Origin of the sequence: Paucibacter sp. JuS9 (assembly GCF_044043925.2) — a bacterium.
GTDB lineage: Bacteria > Pseudomonadota > Gammaproteobacteria > Burkholderiales > Burkholderiaceae_C > JAUASW01.
Map to the genome: position 1 here is coordinate 3,969,467 of NZ_CP194172.1, position 17,672 is coordinate 3,987,138.

Sequence of the window (17,672 nt, forward strand, 5' to 3'; positions counted from 1 at the left end):
GATACCTAGTTCAAGCGGGGCTGAGGTGCTGCGCCGGGGTCGGCGGGGCCAAATGCAGTCGCAAGATTTGAAAATGATAACGAAACTTGCGCGCCCACCGTCGGCTGGGCCTCGTCGCCGTCTTTGTGCAGGTTGGACAAGCGGATGCGCGCACCATGTTCGTCGGCGATTTTCTTGACCACCGCCAGGCCGAGGCCGGTGCCCTTGCTCTTGGTCGTGACATAGGGTTCGAAGGCGCGCTTGAGCACCTTGTCGGCAAAGCCGGGGCCGTTGTCGATGATCTGCAGGCGCAAGCTGCGCAGCTCGCCGGCTTCGCTGAATGACTTCTGCGTGCGCACCTGAACATGGCCGTCGGGACGCTCACTCACGGCGTCAAGGCCGTTCTGCACGAGGTTGTGGATGACCTGGCGCAGCTGCGTGGCGTCGCCCATGATGAGCGGTGGCTCCGCAACGAGGTCGGCATGCAGGCGGCCCGCCTCCTGCGCCGGCACATAGAGAAGCAGCACCTCGGCAACCAGGTTGTTGAGGTCCAGGGCCGTCAGTTGCGCAGCCGGCAGGCGGGCGTAGTCGCGGAACTCGTTGACCAGCTGCTTCATCGCCTGCACCTGGTTGACGATGGTGCCCACGGCGCGCACCAGCATGGCCTGGTCCGCACCCTCGAGCTTGGCCTCCAGCTTGTGCTGCAGGCGTTCGGCCGAAAGCTGGATCGGCGTCAACGGGTTCTTGATCTCATGGGCCAGGCGGCGCGCCACCTCGCTCCAGGCCGCCGAGCGCTGGGCCGAGACCACCTCGGTGATGTCGTCAAACACCATCAGCCGCGCGTCATGCGGCATCGTGGCGCCTCGCACCAGCAGGGTCAGGATCTCGCCGCTGGGCTGCGGCAGTTCGAAGCTGTCTTGCCATTGGCCGCGTTCTCCGTCTTCCGGGGTGGAACGGTGCGCATCAAAGCGCTGCCAGACCGCCTGCGCAAAACCCTGCAAGGGCTCCAGCTCGGACATGCGGCGGCCACGGTAGGCAAACAGCGGCTGGCGCAGGATGCGGGTGGCGCCGGGGTTGACGGTGTCGATGCGGCCATCGGCATCGAACACGATCACGCCGGCGGTCAGGTTGTCGAGGATGGTCTGCAGATTGGTGCGGGCCGCTTCCAGCTGGGTCACGCTCATCTCGACCATGGAGCGGGCATCAGACAGCTGCTCCGTCATGTCCGCGAAGGAACGCGTCAGGCCGGCCAGCTCGTCGCGGGTGGTCAGCACCGGTTTGGCGGACAGGTCGCCCTGCGCCACCTGGCGCACGCCGTCGGCCAGGAGCAGCAGCGGCCGCGCCAGCTGGTTGCCGAGAGTCACGGCCAGCAGCAGCGCCGCAAACACAGCCAGGATCAACACCAGGGTCAGCGTGCCCAGGTAGACGCGGCGCAGGCCGCCGATCTCGAGCGCCCGCTGCTCGTATTCGCCGCGGGCGTTCTGAACCGCCAGCGCATTGGCCACGGTGGCCGTGGGCAGGCGTTGCACCACCATCAGGTAGCGCTCGCCGCTGGCGCTGGCGCCCAGGCTGCGTTCGCTGCCGTGCAGATAGGCCAGCGCACGCAGGTGGACGCGGCCCTGCAGCACGGCGGAATCATCGTCCAGGCCCTCAGGCTTGCCGACCGCCACCTCCTCGCTGCGCGCCCGGCGCAGCAGCGACAGGTCTGGCCGATCAGGCAGGAGCGAGCCGGTGTCGCCGCCGACGCCGGAAAGGATCTGGCCATTGGGCCCGACCAGCGCAATGGTGCGCACATTCATCTGCTCGCGCAGCCGCTCCAGCGCCAGCACCTGCTGCGAGAAGTTGGTGTCGCGCAGCTTGTCGGCCGCATCGCGCACCTTCTGGCCCAGCTCGATGCCCATGGCTTCAAAGGTGCCGGCACCCAGCTCAAGGCCCGACTGCAAGGCGCTGGCCAGGCGCACGTCGAACCAGCTGTCGATGCTGCGGTTCACGTACTGATACGACACGGTGTAGATCAAGAGGCCCGGCACGACGCCGACCAGGGCAAAGATGCCCGCGAGCTTGAGCAGCAGCCGGCTGCCGAACTTGCCGCTGCGCACGCGCAGGAACAGGCGCAGCGCGGCAATGCCGATCACCAGCATCAGCACCACGGCCACCGCCACATTGACCCAGAACAGCCAGGCGTAATGGCGCTCGAAGAAGCCGCGCGGCGTGGTCGCGCCGATGGACAGCAGGAAGGACAGGACGCCGCAAACGCCGGTGATGGTCACCAGCGAGATGACCCAAGCCCATCGAGCAGCGCGGGTCATTGGCTCTGGCGCAGCGTGAGGTCAGCGTTGAGGCTCAACGTGCGCTCGATGCCCAGGGTCCAGCCCTGGGGCAGGCCCAGGCCGATCTGCATCGGTTTGGGCAACTGGCTGGTGTCGAGCTTATAGCTGAACTCCAGGTAAAAGCGCCCATCGTCTTCAAGGTCGCGCGCTTCCGCGATGCGCCAGGCGCTGACGCCGCGCAGCGAGCTCATCGCTTCGCTGAGCGTGGAGAAGCTCTGATTCAGCCCGCCAGTGCTGATCCGGTATTGCCGGGTCAGCGCCTGCCAGGTCAGCCGCCAGGTGCGGTTGACGCGGGCCACGCGGGAGTCGCGCCAGTACCAGCGGTTGCGGAACACGCTGACCTCGGCGGTGAAGTAGATGGGCACGCCCTTCATCAGCGCCTCTTCAACGCCGCGCGGCAGCTCGAAGCGGGTGTTGAAGCTGAGCTCCAGCGCGTCCTCGGCCTTCTCGGTCTTCAGGTGCACGAGCTCGATACCCTGGGCCAGCACAGGCGCCGCCAGGCCCAGCAGGGCGGCGGACAAAAGGGTGGTGGCAGCGGAGACGAACTGACGTCGGCGCAAAACGATCAGGCTTTCTTCTTCAGCAGCAAGGCATAGAAAAAGCCATCGACGATCGAGGCCCCAGCCGGCTGTGCCTCATTGTGTGCGAGGGGCAGCAGATGGCCCGTGAAGCCATCCACCGGAATCAGTTCGGCGTCCGGGCATCGTTGCAAAAACGCATCGACCTGGGCCTGACCTTCGGCCTTGAAGACCGAGCAGGTGGCGTAGACCATGCGGCCACCGGCCTTCAGGGTGGGCCACAGCGCATCCAGCAGGCCGGCCTGGATGTCGGCCAGCTGGGCGATGTCGCCCGGGCGGCGCAGCCAGCGCACGTCGGGGTGGCGACGCACGATTCCCGAGGCGCTGCAGGGCGCATCGAGGAGGATGGCGTCGAAGGCCTGGCCATCCCACCAGCTCGCGGTGTCGCGGGCATCGGCGGCCTTCAGCGTGGCACTTTGCTGAAGGCGGCTCAAGGTGTCCTGGACACGGGCCAGGCGCTGGGCGTCGGCATCCAGCGCCTGCACCTCGGCCTTGGGGCGCAGCTCCAGCAGATGTGCGGTCTTGCCGCCGGGCGCCGAGCAGGCATCCAGCAGGCGTGGCGCCTCGGGCAGCGGCGGCAGGCCGGCACGGTCGTTCAGGAGCAGCGGTGCGGCCAACTGGGCGGCGGCGTCCTGCACGGAAACATCGCCTTGGGCAAAGCCCGGCAGTTGCTGCACGGGCACCGGCTTGTCCAGCACCACGGCTTGCGGCGCCAGCTCGCCCAGCAGCCTGCCACCCAGGCCGGCTTGCGTGAGGCGCTCCAGATAGCTTGCCGCCGAACCGCGCCCGGCATGCGCGCGCAAGCTCATCGGCGGTTGTTCATTGTTGGCCGCCAGGATCGCTTTCCACTGCTCAGGCCAGTCGGCTTTCAGGCGCTCTATCCACCAGGGCGGATGGTTGAAGGCGCCTTGCGGGTCGCGCTGAGCCGCGGCCACCAGGGCCTCGCGCTCGCGCAGGAATCGGCGCAGCACCGCATTGATGAAGCCGGCCGAGGGCGCGGCGCGCTTGCGGGCGGCCGAGACGGTTTGGTCCACCACCGTGTGATCGGCGTAGGCGGGCTCGGCCACCGGCCACAGCAGCGCCAGGGCGGAGAGCAGAAGGCTGTCGACCTTGGGCGGCGGCGCCTTGGGCGCCAGGAGCTTGCGGGCCGCCTGGGCCGCGCCGAGGTGGCGAAGCACATGAAAGGTCAAGGCCTGCGTGCCAGGCCGCAGCTCGGCCGGGCAGCGCGCCAGCAGCTCGGTCAGGGACTGGCCGGCCTGCACGCCCTGCACGGCATCGGCCACCTGCAGGAGCAGCTTTTGCAGCGGCGGAGCGAAATGAGAGGGGGTAGGGACAGCAGACACGCGCTCAGTGTAGGGGGACATCCTGACTTGACTGAGCAGGTTCCCGGCGATCCGGCCACAATCCCTGCTGCATGAACAAGAACACACAGCCATGATGACCGGAGCCTCCGAAGCCTCAGACGACACGCCCGCCGGCCTCAGCGCCTCCGAGCGCATCCGCTACCGCCTGGTCAGCGCCGGCTGCCGCCACCATGCCAACGACAACATCGCCGCCTTCGTGCGCGAGGGCGAGCTCGATGAGGTCCAGGCCGAGGTGGCCGCCAAGCTGCAGGACGTGCTGCGCAGCCTGGTGATCGACACCGACAGCGACCACAACACCCAGGAAACCGCCAAGCGCGTGGCCAAGATGTTTGTGCGCGAGGTATTCCGCGGCCGCTATGTCGAGGCGCCGGCAGTGACCGAGTTCCCCAATGTGGCCCGCCTGAACGAGCTGATGATCGTCGGCCCGATCACCGTGCGCAGCGCCTGCTCGCACCACCTCTGCCCCATCATGGGCCGGGTCTGGATCGGTCTCTTGCCGAACGAGCACTCGAACCTGATCGGCTTGTCCAAGTACGCACGGCTGTGCGACTGGATCATGAGCCGGCCGCAGATCCAGGAAGAGGCTGTCACCATGCTGGCCAATGAGTTGCAGGAGCGCGTGCAGCCCGACGGGCTGGCCATCGTGATGGAGGCGGACCACTTCTGCATGCACTGGCGCGGCGTCAAGGACAGCGAGTCCATGATGACCAACAGCGTGATGCGCGGCGCCTTCCTGAAAGACCCGAATCTGCGCCGCGAGTTCCTCTCGCTGCTCAGCAAGAAGTAAATAGAAAGAATGCGCTCCAGGAGCAACCCCATGCTTGTCCGTCTTCTCTACGCCAGCCGTGCCGCCAGCCCCGTGGGCGATGCGGAGCTCAATGCCATCCTCAAGCAGTCGCGCGAGCACAACCCGGCCGAGGGCCTGACCGGCCTGCTCTGCTACAGCGACGGCATCTTCATCCAGGTGCTGGAAGGCGGCCGCGAGGCAGTCAATGCCCGCTACAAGCACATCGTGGCCGATGCCCGCCACAAGGACGTGGTGCTGCTCAGCTACGAAGAAATCGGCGAGCGCCATTTCGCTGGCTGGACCATGGGCTCGGTCAACCTGCACCGGCTCAACCCGGCGCTGGTGCTGAAGTACTGCTCGACGGCGAAGCTCGACCCCTACGCGATGAGCGGAAAAGCGCTGATGGCCTTGTTCCAGGAACTCGTCAACACCGGCGCCATCGTCTGTAACTGATCAGAGCGATCTGGCTTCCATGAAGCCGTAGACGCCGGTCAGGAGGCGGGTCGGGAATTCGCGCACCGCCTCGTTGTACTGGCGCACCGCCTCGTTGAAGAGCTGGCGCGTGAAGGCGCGCTGACGCTCCACCAGCTTCAACTCGTCCTGAAGGACATAGAGCTCGGCATGCTCGCGCAGCTCGGCGTGATGCTCGAGCATCGAGGTCAGCCGCGCCAGCGCTGCCGCGTGCACTGCCGCTGCAACGGCAAGACTCGCCACTGGGTCGGCCGCATAGGGTTTGGCGCGCACCTCGGCGGCCAATTGCTGGGCCTCCGCTTGCGAGGCGGCCAGCGTGTCGAACGTCGATTGCTCGGCCGGCAGCAGGGGCCGCAGCAGCTCACAGAGCTTGTCGCAGATTTCAGCGCGCCGGGTGAGGTGCTCGTCAAGCTGCGCAAAGGCCTTGCCTATCGCATTGCGCAGCTTCATCACGCGGTTGTAGGCACCGATGGCCCAGAAGACCACGAGCGCCAGCAGCGCCCAGCCCAGGTAGCCGATCATGAGCGGCCCTGCATGAACTCGGCGTGGCCGCGCGCGCGCAATTCACAAGCCGGGCAGTTGCCGCAGCCATAGCCCCAGGCATGGCGGGTCTTGCGCTCGCCCAGATAGCAGGTGTGCGTGTGCTCGACGATCAGCTCGTTCAGCGCCGGGCCGCCCAGTTGCTCGGACAAGGCCCAGGTTTCGGCCTTGGTGATGAACATCAGCGGCGTTTCCAGGGTCATGGGCGTGTCCAGGCCCAGGCTCAGCGCGACCTGCAGCGCCTTCAAGGTGTTGTCGCGGCAGTCCGGATAGCCCGAGTAATCGGTCTCGCACATGCCACCCACCAGCACCGAGGCACCCCGGCGATACGCCAAGGTGGCGGCAAAGCTCAGGAACAGCAGGTTGCGGCCGGGCACAAAGGTGTTGGGCAAGCCGTTGGCCTGCAGCTCGATGGCCCGTTCGCTGGTCAGCGCGGTTTCGGAGATCTGGCCCAGCAGCGACAGGTCCAGCAGATGGTCTTCGCCGAGATTGGGCGCCCATTGCGGGAAGCGCGCCTTCAATTCGGCCAGCACTTCCAGGCGGCATTCCAGCTCGACCAGGTGGCGCTGGCCATAGTCGAAACCCAGGGTCTCGACCGCCGCATAGCGCTCCAGCGCCCAGGCCAGGCAGGTGGTGGAATCCTGTCCGCCGGAAAACAGCACCAGGGCCTTGCGGCCGCTGTTGGCTTGCGGCGGGGTGTCTTTGGGAAGAGTGCTCATGGGGTACAGCTCGAAAGGCGGCCTCATTGCCGCCAGACCTGCATGTTATGTGTCCAGGGCGATTGGCAGTGAGACCGGGGCACAGAAAGGGAAAACACCAGGGCCCAGCGCTTCGCCGGCAGCCGCTGCCAACCACACAATGTCACCGCCCACCGCGCCGCACCCGCGGGGGCCAGGTCTTGCGCGCTCGCTGCAGACCAATGCATCACAAGCTCAAGGGCGGCAGGGGGAATCATTCATGCAGAAGCGAGCACCCGCGGGTCGGCGCCGGGTCTGGGCCGGTTTGTTTGTCGCCATCTTGCTGGCCGGCTGTGGCGGCGGAGGGAGCGCTGACCATTCAGGCAGCACGCCAGCGCCGAAAGCCACGCTGTCCATCCAGTTGAACGGACCCTCGCAGGTACGTGCCGGCGAGTCGCTGCAGATCAATGGCTACCTGGATCAGGGCAGCGCGAGCCCTGCCGCCATGACATGGCAGCTGCTGGAGCGCCCGGCAAGCAGCCAGGTCACCCTGCCGCCAGGAGAAAGCAGCAGCCAGTTGCTCAGCACCGATGAGCCGGGGCGCTACGTCGTGCAATGGACCGTCACTGGCGCCGACGGAGAGAAAGTCCAGCGGCAACTGGCCGTGGACGCAGTCGCCGGGCCGCTGATCGAGACCTCGGCTCCGACGGGCCAGCTGCAGCTGGGGCAGGCCACCGTGCTGCAGGCCCGTCAGCCCACCGCCGCCGTCAACGGCTTGACCACCTACCGCTGGACGCTTCTCGAGGGGCCGAGCGGCAGCGGAGCCAAGCTCAGCGCAGCCTGGGGTTCGGAAGTCAGCCTGAAGGCCGACGTGGCCGGGCAATACCAGGTACAGGTGGAGGCCATCCAGGGTGAGACCGTCACCAAGACGGTCCGCACCCTCGCGGCCTCCACGATGCGCAGCGTCATCGCTTACCCCACCTACACATGCAACGGTCCGCTGAGCTGCAATATGGCCGTCGGCGTACCGCGGACGGTGAGCATCTACTTTGTCGGTACCGTCGGCAATGCCACGGTGGTCTATGACTGGTTCCTGAGGTCCGCGCCCGAGCGAAGCCGGCTGCCACCGATGCTGGCAAGCGGCACGGCCCCCTCCATGACCTTCACCCCGGATGCAGTGGGTCAGTACTGGATCGAGCTGAAGCCAAGCAGCGGCGACGTGAACATCACCGGCGCCAGCATGCTTGTGCAGGTCATCACCAGGCCGACCGGCAGCATCAAGGCGCCCAGCTCGGTCCTGGTGGGCCAGCTTGCTACCCTTGACGCGTCAGCGAATCGAGCGGTGGATGGACGCGAGATCAACGGCAGGGCTCGCACATGGACCCTGGTCAAGGCGCCCAAGGGCAGCAGCGCCGTGATTCAAGCGGACACCTGGGGGCTCCTCACTGCCAAACTGCAGCCCGACCGGCCTGGCGACTACGTGATCTCGCTGGACATGGAGGACCTGCCCGACTACGCCACGGTCACCCTGCGCGCCACCTCCCTCGACCCTCAAACCGTCTACCCGCCCAAGCTGACGGCACCGCAGGGGCCCTTCGTGCCGGGTGAGGAGGTCCTGTTCAAGGCCGAATCCTCGGCGGACCTGGGCCAATCCATCGTCCACGAATGGAAGTTTGGCGACGGATCCACCGCGACCGGCGATGAAGTCAGCCACCGCTATCCCTATCCCGGGGTCTACCAGCTCCAGGTGATTGGCCGGGACAGCGTCAGTCAGAAGGTCGCCCGGCAGACGGCCTCCATCAAAGTGGTGGCCAACCGCCTCGACAACATTCCGCCGGCACCCTGCGCCGCCGAGCCCTGCCCGGCCGCGGCAGCAGACCTCTATGCCGGCGAAGGCCTGGGCCGCTGGCAACTGATCAATGACCAGCCGCATGCGCAGGCCGTCAATATCGACATCGCCGGGGTCGCGGCGGGCCGGCAAGTTCTGGTCAGCCTGAGCAATGCCACCGGCAGCAATGCCGGCATTGCCGAACTCGGCCAGTCCCTGGGGATGGCGGCACGCCCGGTAAAAAGCGCAGGAACCTCCTCGATCGCGACTTACACGGCGTCCACGACCGAAGCGCCCGACTCGATAGAGCGCCGACGCGATGAGGCCCATGCCGAGCATCTGGCCAGAGATCGGGCGCTGACGGCCGCACTGGACAAGCTCAGCGGCACGGCGCGAGCCGGTGGCGGCCAGCGCAAGATTCAGAGCGCTGCGCCGCGACCAGCGCTGCCGGTGCCGGAGATCGGCAGCAGCCGCGACTGGAATGACGCCAGCACCGGCCTGCCATACAAGAGCCGCCTGGCAGACAGCTGCAGCCTGCCTGGAGGCCGCATGGTCCTGTTCTGGGTCGACGAGAACGCCCGGAGCAACGAGCTGCTGAGCAACACGCAGATCGCTGATGACTTCAAGCCGATGGCCTGCGGCGAAAAGGGCGGCTTCCAGCGACTGCAGCAGCTGTTGCGTGCAGAAGTCTTCGGCCTGCATGAACTCTCCTACATCATCAGCGACGCTGCCCTGCAGCCGGTGAACGTCCTGCTGGCCGATCCAGGCGCCAATCAGTACTGGGGCGCCTATGTCTACTCTGGCGACCTGTATCGCAAGACGTCGCTTCCGAGGAGCAACGAGGCCATCCTCATGGTCGTCAATGCGCGCTTCATCAAGACCGACCTGAATTTCATCAAATCATCGCTGGTGCATGAATTCATGCACCAGGTCAACAACTACCAGCGCTGGCTGCTCAACAACGGGCCCCGGCACGAATCCTGGCTGGAAGAAATGACCGCCATGGTCGCCGAGGACCTCGTCTCTTCGGAGCTGATCACCAAGGCCGATGGCAGCCGGTTCGCCCCCATGGCCTTGCGCATGGCCAGCTACCAGTCCAGCTCCTTCCCCGTGCAGTTCCTGGGTGGCGACGGCGTGAACTACAGCGTGGGTGGCAGCCTCGCCGGCTATCTGGACCGGCGGCTGGGTGCCAGCCTGCTGCGAGGCCTGACCTTCAATTGCCCCAAGGAAGACACGGCCGACGGCAGTTTCAGATGCCTGGATGACCAGGTGTTCCAGCTCTCGGGCAAGGGCCTGATGGAACACTACAGCGCCATGAACCTGAGCATCGCGGGCCCTTTCCACTCGGAAGACGGACCCGGTCTGGGCATGCCGCCCTATGTCAATGCGGAGGTCGATCTGCCTGCCATCGACCTCAAGACGCTGGGGTCAGGTCCCAGTGAGCAGATCTACGGGACTTGGCGTCTCTACCCAGGCGCCCACATCTACCAGTGGGAAAGCACGACTGCGGCTGCAGGAGCCCGCTACCGCCGCAAGGGCATCATGGTGCCGCCGGGGCACGTGCTGCAGATCGTGATTCGCTGACCCCGGGCGGGCCTGGTGCGCGGTGTTCAGCCGCGCACTTCGCCCTGCCCCAGCACCACCCACTTCATCGAGGTCAGCCCCTCCAGGCCGACCGGACCACGGGCGTGGAACTTGTCGGTGGAGATGCCGATCTCGGCGCCCAGGCCGTACTCGAAGCCGTCGGCGAAGCGGGTGCTGGCGTTGACCATCACGCTGGCCGAATCGACCTCGCGCAGGAAGCGCATCGCGTTCGGATGGTTCGTGGTCAGGATCGCATCGGTGTGATGCGAGCCATGCCGGTTGATGTGGGCGATGGCCTCGTCCAGGCTGTCGACCACCTTGATGCTGATGATGGGCGCGAGGTACTCGGTGCCCCAATCGGCCTCGCTGGCCGCCGCCAGCCTGGCACCAGCAAGCGGGCCCAGCAAGGCCAGCGTTCGCGGGCAGCCCCGCATCTCCACGCCCTTGGCCGCAAACACGGCACCGATCCTGGGCAGGAAGGCCGCCGCCTGCGCTGCGTGCACGAGCAGCGACTCGGTGGCATTGCAGGGGCTGTACTTCTGCGTCTTGGCGTTGTCGACGACTTTCAAGGCCAGGTCCAGATCGACCTCGGCATCGACATAGCTGTGGCAATTGCCGTCCAGATGCTTGATCACCGGCACGCGCGCCTCGGCACTGATGCGCTCGATCAGGCCCTTGCCGCCGCGCGGGATGATCACGTCCACGAACTGCGGCATCGTGATCAGGCGGCCCACGGCGGCGCGGTCTGTTGTGCTGATCAGTTGCACGGCCTCGCGTGGCAGGCCAGCTTCGGCCAGCGCGTCGCCAACCAATGCGGCCAGCGCCTTGTTCGAATGGATGGCCTCCGAGCCGCCGCGCAGGATGCAGGCATTGCCGCTCTTGATCGCCAGCGACGCGGCCTCGATGGTCACGTTCGGGCGGCTCTCGTAGATCATGCCGAACACACCCAGGGGCACGCGCATCTGGCCGACGCTGATGCCCGAGGGCCGCCGCTTGACGCCGGTGATCTCACCCGTCGGGTCGGGCATGGCCGCGATCTGCTCGCAGCCTTCGGCCACGGTGGCCAGGGTCTTGGCATCGAGCTTGAGGCGGTCGCGCATCGGTGCGTCCAGGCCCGCTGCGGCAGCCAGATCCTTGGCATTCGCCTCGGCCAGGGCTGGGCCGGATTCACGCAGGCGCCGGGCCAGCGCCACGAGGGCCTGGTTCTTGGCGGCGGTGGAGGCCGCGGCCATGGTGGTGGCGGCGGCCCGGGCGGCGGCGCCCAGGCCGTCCATGTAGGAATTCAGATCTTGGCTCATCGTGAGCCCATTCTCGACGATGGGCCATAGTGGGCGCTTCGCGTCACAGCAAGGCCAGCAGCGCGAGCCACAAAGGCGCCGTCACGACAAAGAGCAGGGTGGAAAGCACGATGGCCGCCGTGGTTTCGCCCTCCAGCGTGCGGTAGCGCTGCGCAAAGATCAGCGCGTTGGAGCCCACCGGCAGCGCGCCCATCATCACGATGACCGCCAGCGGCTGGCCGTTGAGGCCCAGACCCCAATGCGCCAGCACCAGCACCAGCGCGGGCAGCACCATCAGCTTCAAGAACACCAGGCCCAGCATGCCGCGCCAGCGCTGGGGCCATCCGTAGTAGGCCAGCGACATGCCGATCAGGGTCAGGCAAAGCGGCACCACGGCCGTGCCCAGCGTGGCCAGCACTTCGTCGATCACGGCGGGCAGGCCCAGGCCCAGCGCGTTCCAGAGGAGGCCGGCCACCACCGGCAACACGACCGGATGGATCACGGTGTTGCGCAGCGTGGTCTTGAGCGTTGCCACCAGGCCGGCCGGCGCTTCGCGCGAGCGCTCGCGGGCCAGGTCCAGTTCGACAAGCAGCGTCAGCACCGTCAGCAAGCTCAAGGCATGCAGGCTGACCACGGTGATGTGGATGGCAAGGCCCGATTCGCCGAACACACCGGCCGCCACCGGCACGCCCACCTGCAAGGTATTGCCGAACACGGTGGTGATGGCCCGCGTGGCCGGCATCGCGGCCGTGCCCGTGCCACGCCAGCGCTGCCAGGCATAGACCGCCAGCATCAGGAGCATCACCGGGATGAAGAACGCCAGAAGCGTGGGCCAGGGCATGACCGCGAAGTCGACCCGCGCAGTGGTGCGGAACAGCAGCGCCGGCACAAAGATGTAGAAGGCCGCGTTGGACAGCACGCGCGCCGGATCGCCGCCGCTGCCGCCCGCGTCGGCCTGGCCCAGCCAGCGCATGCGGCCGACGAACCAGCCTATCGCCACGGCGATGAAGATCGCCAGCAGCTTGTAGAAGACCATCCAGGACATGGTGGCGAGTATGCAAGCCGCGGCTTATCGCCGGCTTGCGTACATCAGGCGGAAACCGGGACTTCGAGCTCGAAGCTGAAGCAGCTGCCGCCGCCGCGCTCGCTGACCACGCTGATCTGGCCGCCCATCAAGCGCACCAGCTGCTGGCTGATCGACAGGCCAAGGCCCGTGCCGCCAAGGCGCCGGGCGTCTTCGGAGACCTGCTCGAAGGGCTGGAACAGTCGCTCCAGTTGCGCCGGCTCGATGCCGATGCCGGTGTCGCTGACCTCGAAGCGCAAGCGCACGCGGCCGTCACCCTGCCAGACCGGCTGGCAGGCCAGGCGAACCTCGCCCGCATCGCTGAACTTCACGCCGTTGGACAGCAGGTTCAAGAGCACCTGGCGCAGTCGCTGGCCGTCGGCGCGCACGCGCGTGGGCAGGTCGTTGTGCAGCTCCATGCGCAACTCGAGATGCTTTTCCTCGGCACGCAGGCGCACGGCATCGCAGGCCACTTCCATCAGCGCACGCAGGTCCAGCGCTTCGCTTTGCAGACGCACGCGACCGGCCTCGATGCTGGCCATGTCCAGCACGTCGGTGATCAGGCTCAGCAGATGGTCGCCGGAGTCGCGGATCAGGTTGATCTTGCCGATCTGGCTGGCGTTCAGGCTCGCATCCATCTGCAGGAGCTGCGAGAAACCGAGGATGGCGTTCAGCGGCGTGCGGAACTCATGGCTCATCGTGGCCAGGAAACGGCTCTTGCTCTGGCTGGCGGCTTCGGCGCGCAGCTTGGCCTGGCTCAGCTCGGCGGTGCGCTCGGCCACGAGCTCTTCCAGGTGGTCGCGGTGGCGGGTCAGCTCCTGCTCGGCGGCACGGCGCTCGCTGATGTCGCTGAGCATGCCCTCGATGCGCGGGCCGGCGGCATCCGGCACGATGTGGGCGCTGAGCTCGACCCAGCGCTGCTGGCCGTCGTGCGTGGAGATCAGCAGCGGCACCTGCGTCAGCACGCGGTGGCGCAGCAGGGCACTGGCCAGGCGGCGGTACTCGGGCAGCTCAATGCGGGCCAGGCGGCGCAGGCTGTGCGAGTGGCCCAGCACCTGCTCGGGCCGGGCAAAGCCCAGCATCTGCGCCAGGGCGCGATTCAGGCGCAAGAGTCGCCCTCGGGCATCGCACTGGAAGATGCCCATGGTCGCGTTCTCGAACAGGCTTCGGTAGCGCTCTTCGCTGGCGCGCAAGACCTCGGCCGAGCGCTGCAACTGCAGGCTCATAGTGTTGAACTGCTCGGTCAGCACGCCCAGCTCATCGCGCCGCTCGACCGGCGTGGTCGAACCCAGCTCGCCCCCTGCCACACGCTGCGCCACGGCGCCCAGCCGCGACACCGGCAGCTTGACGAAACGGCGTATCAGCAGGGCGCTGGTGGCAATCACCGCCAGCAGCACGGCCGCCAGGATGGAGGCGACAAAGCGGCGCGATTGCGCCACGGCTTCGGAGACGAACTGCCTCGTGTAGACCAGCCGGCCACTGCCCACCTTGGCCGGCGCGGCCTGGGGCGAAGCCTGGTGGACGATGTCGAACTCCACCGTCAGCGGCTGCACGGCCTCGCGCTCGCGCACGCGCCGGGTCGGCTCGGCATCCACGCCCACCGCATTCAGCTCGATGGCGTGCACCTCAGGCTCGGCCATCACCGCGTCCAGCAGGTTGCCGACGGCTGCCGTATCGAGGTTCCAGATCGGGCCGGCGAAACCACGCGCCGCCAGCTCGGCCATGCGGCCCTGGCGTCGCTGCAGCGCCTGCGTCAGCTCGTTCTCTTCGCGTTCGGTCCAGTACCAGCCCAGAGCGGTGACCAGCACGGCAGCCGCCAGCGCGATGCCGGCGGTCAGGCGGGTCTGCAAGCTGGTCGTGGGTCCGATCAAGAACTGCTCACTTCATAAAAACAGCTGGGCCGATTGTGCCGGCATCAAGCGCTCTTGGCTGCCTTCTTTGCGGCGACCTTCTTGGCGGCAGGGGCCTTGGCGGCCACCGTCTTCGTGGCGGCGGTCTTGGCAGCGGTCTTGCCGGCCGGTGCCTTGGCAGCACGCGGCTCAAACTCGAACATCACCTTGCCGGCCTTCTTGTCGTACGCCAGGAAAGCCTTGAACTTGCGGCGCGTCTTGTTGGAGACGAAGTTCTCCAGCAGGTCGGTCTTGCCGGTGGCCAGCAGCTTTTCCATCTGCGCCGCCTCGATGGGTTGCTGCAGGATGATCTTGCCGCTCTTGAAGTCGCAGTTCACGCTCGCGCCGACGGCATGCTCGCACACGTAGTTGCTGCCATGCTCGAAGACCCGGCCCTGGCATTTGGGGCAGGCGCCGAGCGGGGTCTGCGCGCCGAAGTCCACCGGTTCGCCGTCGCCCTCCGCCTTCTTGGCGTCCTCGCCGAAGTCGAACTCGAGCTTCCAGTTCTGGATCTCCTCGTCATAGACCAGGGCCAGCTCGGCCGTGAAGGGCCAGCCCGCCTTGGAGCGGAAGCCTTCCAGCGGGCCGATCTTCTTGTTGGCCAGGAACTGCTCGACCTCATGCAGCTCGAAGCTGCGCCCGCCCGGGATCTTGCCGATGGAGAAGCCACAGCCTTCTGCATCGCCAGACTTGCCGGTGCAGGTGAAGCGGCGGTAGTTCTCCTTCACCACGCCGCCGCACTTGGGGCAGGGCGTCTTCAGCGTCGCATAGTCACCGGGAATGGTGTCGCGGTCGTATTCCTTGGCCTTGCGCACGACCTTCTCGGTCATCGCTGCAATCTCGGCCATGAAGGCCTCGCGGCCCAGGCGCCCCTTTTCCATCTCGGCCAGCTTCTGTTCCCAGTTGCCGGTGAGTTCGGGCTTGGTCAGGTCCTCGATGTCGAGGCCGCGCAAGAGCGTCATCAGCTGGAAGGCCTTGGCCGTGGGTATCAGCTCGCGGCCTTCGCGCAGCATGTACTTCTCGGTGATCAGGCCTTCGATGGTGGCGGCGCGCGTGGCTGGCGTGCCGAGGCCCTTCTCGGCCATGGCTTCGCGCAGTTCGTCGTCATCGATCAGCTTGCCCGCGCCTTCCATGGCGGACAGCAGCGTGGCTTCGCTGTAGCGGGCCGGCGGCTTGGTCTGCAGAGCCTTCACGTCCACGCTCTCGGTGGCCACCATCTCGCCGGCCTGCACCGGCACCAGGTTGACGCCGCTGGCGTCGGTGTCGTCGTTCTGCGCTTCCTTGCCATAGATGGCCAGCCAGCCCGGCTTCACCAGCACCTTGCCATTGGTCTGGAAGGCGAACTCCTTGCCGGCAGCCTTGACGGTAGAGATACGCGTGGTGACTTGGAATTCAGCGGGCGGGAAGAACACCGCAAGAAAGCGCTTGACCACCAGGTCGTAGAGCTTGGCCTCGATTTCGCTGAGGCCCTTGGCCGGCTGCAGCGTCGGGATGATGGCGAAGTGATCCGAGACCTTGGCGTTGTCGAACACCTTCTTCATCGGCTTGATATAGCCGTTCTGCAGCGCCGTCTTCGCGTGCGGGGCGAGCATGCCGCCTTCGTCGGCCAGCATCTCGGCGGTCTGCTTGGCCACGGCCACGTAGTCTTCCGGCAGGTAGCGCGAATCGGTACGCGGGTAGGTCAGGACCTTGTGCTTTTCATACAGGGCCTGGGCCAGCGACAGCGTGGTCTTGGCCGAGAAACCGAATCGCGAGTTGGCCTCGCGCTGCAAGGTGGTCAGGTCATACAGCCCCGGGCTGGCCTGGTTGCTGGGCTTGCTTTCTTCGGTGACGCTGGCGGGCTGGCCCTTGACGGCCGTCGCAATCGCATCAGCTTCAGCCTTGGTCCAGACGCGGTCGGCGCGCTGTTCGGCGTCCTCGGGGTTCTTCTTCCACTTGGGGTCGAACCACTTGCCTTCGTACTGGCCGGCCTTCGCGTCGAAGGTGCTGCGCACTTCCCAGTAGTCGCGGTAGATGTGCTTGCGGATCTTCTCTTCGCGCTCGACCACGATGGACAGCGTCGGCGTCTGCACCCGGCCCACGGTGGTCAGGAAGAAGCCGCCGTCGCGTGAATTGAACGCGGTCATCGCGCGGGTGCCGTTGATGCCCACCAGCCAGTCGGCCTCGGAGCGGCAGCGCGCGGCGTCGGCCAGCGGCATCATCTGCGCGTCGCTGCGCAGCTTCTCGAAGCCTTCGCGGATCGCCGCCGGCGTCATCGACTGCAGCCACAGGCGCGTGACCGGCTTGGTGATCGCGGCCTTGGCCGTGCCGGCGTACTGCAGGATCAGGCGGAAGATCAGCTCACCCTCGCGGCCCGCGTCGCAGGCATTGATCAGCGAGGTCACGTCCTTGCGGCGGATCAGCTTCACGAGCGCGTTCAGGCGACCCTTGCTCTTGTCGATCGGGTTCAGGTCGAAGTGCGGCGGAATCACCGGCAGGTTGGCGAAGCTCCATTTGCCGCGCTTGACGTCGAACTCTTCCGGCGCCTTGATCTCGACCAGGTGGCCGACGGCCGAGCTGACGACATAGCCCTCGCTCTCGTAGTACTCGTCGTACTTCTCGAACTTGCCCGCGGTGGGCGTGAGAGCGCGCACGATGTCCTGGGCCACGCTGGGCTTCTCGGCAATGATCAGTGACTTGCTCATGACTCTTTCATTTTTACGACAGCGCAGCTTCCCGTTCCGAGACGCTGCCTACAATCCGGCCTCGCGTACGCGCGCCCACGCGCACGCACACCCATGAATTCAATGTAACCACAAGACTCGATGACGCAAGCCGCAAGCCCTAAATCCTCCAGCCGCCGTATCCAGGTCAGGCAATCCGGGGTTCATGGGCGCGGAGTCTATGCCGTCGCGGACATCGAGGCCGGCACCACCATCATCGAGTACACAGGCGAGAGGATCGACTGGCCGGAGGCACTGCGCCGCCATCCGCACGATCCCAAGCAACCGGACCATACCTTCTACTTCCATATCGAAGGCGGCCATGTCATCGACGCCCTCTTTGGCGGCAACAGCTCGCGCTGGATCAACCACAGCTGCGACCCCAACTGCGAAGCCGACGAAACGCCCGAGGGCCGTGTCTTCATCAAGGCGCTGCGCGACATCCTGCCGGGCGAGGAGCTGTTCTACGACTACGGCCTCGTGATCGAGGAGCGCCACACGGCCAAATTGAAGAAGCAGTTCGCCTGCCGTTGCGGCAGCGAGGTCTGCCGTGGCACGATGCTGGCGCCCAAGCGCTGAAGCCGCCTCATTCAACAAAGCCAT

At 66.5% G+C, this 17,672-nt stretch carries 13 protein-coding genes; 4 read left to right on the forward strand and 9 right to left on the reverse strand.

Features of this window, described 5'->3' with window-relative positions:
- Nucleotides 1–5: 5 nt before the first annotated feature.
- The 3 genes from ABT392_RS17720 to rsmB are packed head-to-tail and all read right to left on the reverse strand — an operon-like array spanning nt 6 to nt 4,251.
- A complete protein-coding gene (locus ABT392_RS17720; RefSeq protein WP_334279433.1) occupies nt 6–2,288 on the reverse strand; it encodes a sensor histidine kinase in 2,283 nt (760 codons plus the stop codon).
- A complete protein-coding gene (locus ABT392_RS17725; protein WP_334279434.1) occupies nt 2,285–2,869 on the reverse strand; it encodes a DUF4390 domain-containing protein in 585 nt (194 codons plus the stop codon). Before ABT392_RS17725 ends, ABT392_RS17720 begins: the two co-directional genes overlap by 4 nt.
- 5 nt (nt 2,870–2,874) lie before the next feature.
- Entirely contained in the window at nt 2,875–4,251 is a 1,377-nt protein-coding gene (rsmB, locus tag ABT392_RS17730) for a 16S rRNA (cytosine(967)-C(5))-methyltransferase RsmB (protein ID WP_395385072.1), read from the reverse strand.
- A 70-nt stretch (nt 4,252–4,321) separates the two neighbouring features.
- Between rsmB and folE the strand changes: the two genes are divergently transcribed.
- Together folE and ABT392_RS17740 are read left to right on the forward strand one after the other, a co-directional pair.
- Nucleotides 4,322–5,038, forward strand: a complete 717-nt coding sequence (gene folE, locus ABT392_RS17735) for a GTP cyclohydrolase I (protein ID WP_334279436.1) — start codon at nt 4,322–4,324, stop codon at nt 5,036–5,038.
- A gap of 30 nt (nt 5,039–5,068) precedes the next feature.
- The gene (locus ABT392_RS17740) at nt 5,069–5,491 is read left to right on the forward strand and encodes a BLUF domain-containing protein (RefSeq protein WP_334279437.1); all 423 of its coding nucleotides are present in this window, start codon (nt 5,069–5,071) and stop codon (nt 5,489–5,491) included.
- On the opposite strand, the gene ABT392_RS17745 is transcribed toward ABT392_RS17740, so the two are convergent.
- Both ABT392_RS17745 and queC read right to left on the reverse strand, forming a co-directional pair.
- Nucleotides 5,492–6,031, reverse strand: coding sequence for a LemA family protein (locus tag ABT392_RS17745; RefSeq protein ID WP_395385070.1), 540 nt, complete (start codon nt 6,029–6,031; stop codon nt 5,492–5,494).
- Entirely contained in the window at nt 6,028–6,768 is a 741-nt protein-coding gene (gene queC, locus ABT392_RS17750; protein ID WP_395385069.1) for a 7-cyano-7-deazaguanine synthase QueC, read from the reverse strand. Before queC ends, ABT392_RS17745 begins: the two co-directional genes overlap by 4 nt.
- Before the next feature lie 238 nt (nt 6,769–7,006).
- On the opposite strand from queC, the gene ABT392_RS17755 reads away from it, so the two are divergent.
- Nucleotides 7,007–10,138 carry a M30 family zinc metallopeptidase gene (locus ABT392_RS17755; RefSeq protein WP_395385068.1) on the forward strand — a complete coding sequence of 1,044 codons (3,132 nt, stop codon included), beginning with the start codon at nt 7,007–7,009 and terminating at the stop codon, nt 10,136–10,138.
- 26 nt (nt 10,139–10,164) lie between these two features.
- On the opposite strand, the gene ABT392_RS17760 is transcribed toward ABT392_RS17755, so the two are convergent.
- The 4 genes from ABT392_RS17760 to ABT392_RS17775 are packed head-to-tail and all read right to left on the reverse strand — an operon-like array spanning nt 10,165 to nt 17,051.
- Complete coding sequence (locus tag ABT392_RS17760; protein WP_395385067.1) at nt 10,165–11,436, reverse strand: glutamate-5-semialdehyde dehydrogenase; 1,272 nt, start codon at nt 11,434–11,436, stop codon at nt 10,165–10,167.
- A gap of 43 nt (nt 11,437–11,479) precedes the next feature.
- The gene (locus tag ABT392_RS17765; RefSeq protein WP_395385066.1) at nt 11,480–12,460 is read right to left on the reverse strand and encodes an AEC family transporter; all 981 of its coding nucleotides are present in this window, start codon (nt 12,458–12,460) and stop codon (nt 11,480–11,482) included.
- 44 nt (nt 12,461–12,504) lie between these two features.
- Nucleotides 12,505–14,349 carry an ATP-binding protein gene (locus ABT392_RS17770; protein ID WP_395385065.1) on the reverse strand — a complete coding sequence of 615 codons (1,845 nt, stop codon included), beginning with the start codon at nt 14,347–14,349 and terminating at the stop codon, nt 12,505–12,507.
- 44 nt (nt 14,350–14,393) lie between these two features.
- Nucleotides 14,394–17,051 (reverse strand): DNA topoisomerase III, encoded by a 2,658-nt coding sequence (locus tag ABT392_RS17775; protein WP_395385064.1) that lies wholly within the window; start codon nt 17,049–17,051, stop codon nt 14,394–14,396.
- A gap of 120 nt (nt 17,052–17,171) precedes the next feature.
- Here ABT392_RS17775 and ABT392_RS17780 point away from each other — a divergent pair, with 120 nt between their 5' ends.
- Nucleotides 17,172–17,648, forward strand: coding sequence for an SET domain-containing protein (locus tag ABT392_RS17780; protein ID WP_395385063.1), 477 nt, complete (start codon nt 17,172–17,174; stop codon nt 17,646–17,648).
- Nucleotides 17,649–17,672: the final 24 nt, after the last annotated feature.

What these genes read in the sequence shown, in the direction of transcription:
- ABT392_RS17720 (WP_334279433.1), bottom strand. Translation starts at nt 2,288, where the DNA reads ATGACCCGCGCTGCTCGATGGGCTTGGGTCATCTCGCTGGTGACCATC.
- rsmB (WP_395385072.1), bottom strand. Translation starts at nt 4,251, where the DNA reads ATGTCCCCCTACACTGAGCGCGTGTCTGCTGTCCCTACCCCCTCTCAT.
- folE (WP_334279436.1), top strand. Translation starts at nt 4,322, where the DNA reads ATGATGACCGGAGCCTCCGAAGCCTCAGACGACACGCCCGCCGGCCTC.
- ABT392_RS17740 (WP_334279437.1), top strand. Translation starts at nt 5,069, where the DNA reads ATGCTTGTCCGTCTTCTCTACGCCAGCCGTGCCGCCAGCCCCGTGGGC.
- ABT392_RS17745 (WP_395385070.1), bottom strand. Translation starts at nt 6,031, where the DNA reads ATGATCGGCTACCTGGGCTGGGCGCTGCTGGCGCTCGTGGTCTTCTGG.
- queC (WP_395385069.1), bottom strand. Translation starts at nt 6,768, where the DNA reads ATGAGCACTCTTCCCAAAGACACCCCGCCGCAAGCCAACAGCGGCCGC.
- ABT392_RS17755 (WP_395385068.1), top strand. Translation starts at nt 7,007, where the DNA reads ATGCAGAAGCGAGCACCCGCGGGTCGGCGCCGGGTCTGGGCCGGTTTG.
- ABT392_RS17760 (WP_395385067.1), bottom strand. Translation starts at nt 11,436, where the DNA reads ATGAGCCAAGATCTGAATTCCTACATGGACGGCCTGGGCGCCGCCGCC.
- ABT392_RS17765 (WP_395385066.1), bottom strand. Translation starts at nt 12,460, where the DNA reads ATGTCCTGGATGGTCTTCTACAAGCTGCTGGCGATCTTCATCGCCGTG.
- ABT392_RS17775 (WP_395385064.1), bottom strand. Translation starts at nt 17,051, where the DNA reads ATGAGCAAGTCACTGATCATTGCCGAGAAGCCCAGCGTGGCCCAGGAC.
- ABT392_RS17780 (WP_395385063.1), top strand. Translation starts at nt 17,172, where the DNA reads ATGACGCAAGCCGCAAGCCCTAAATCCTCCAGCCGCCGTATCCAGGTC.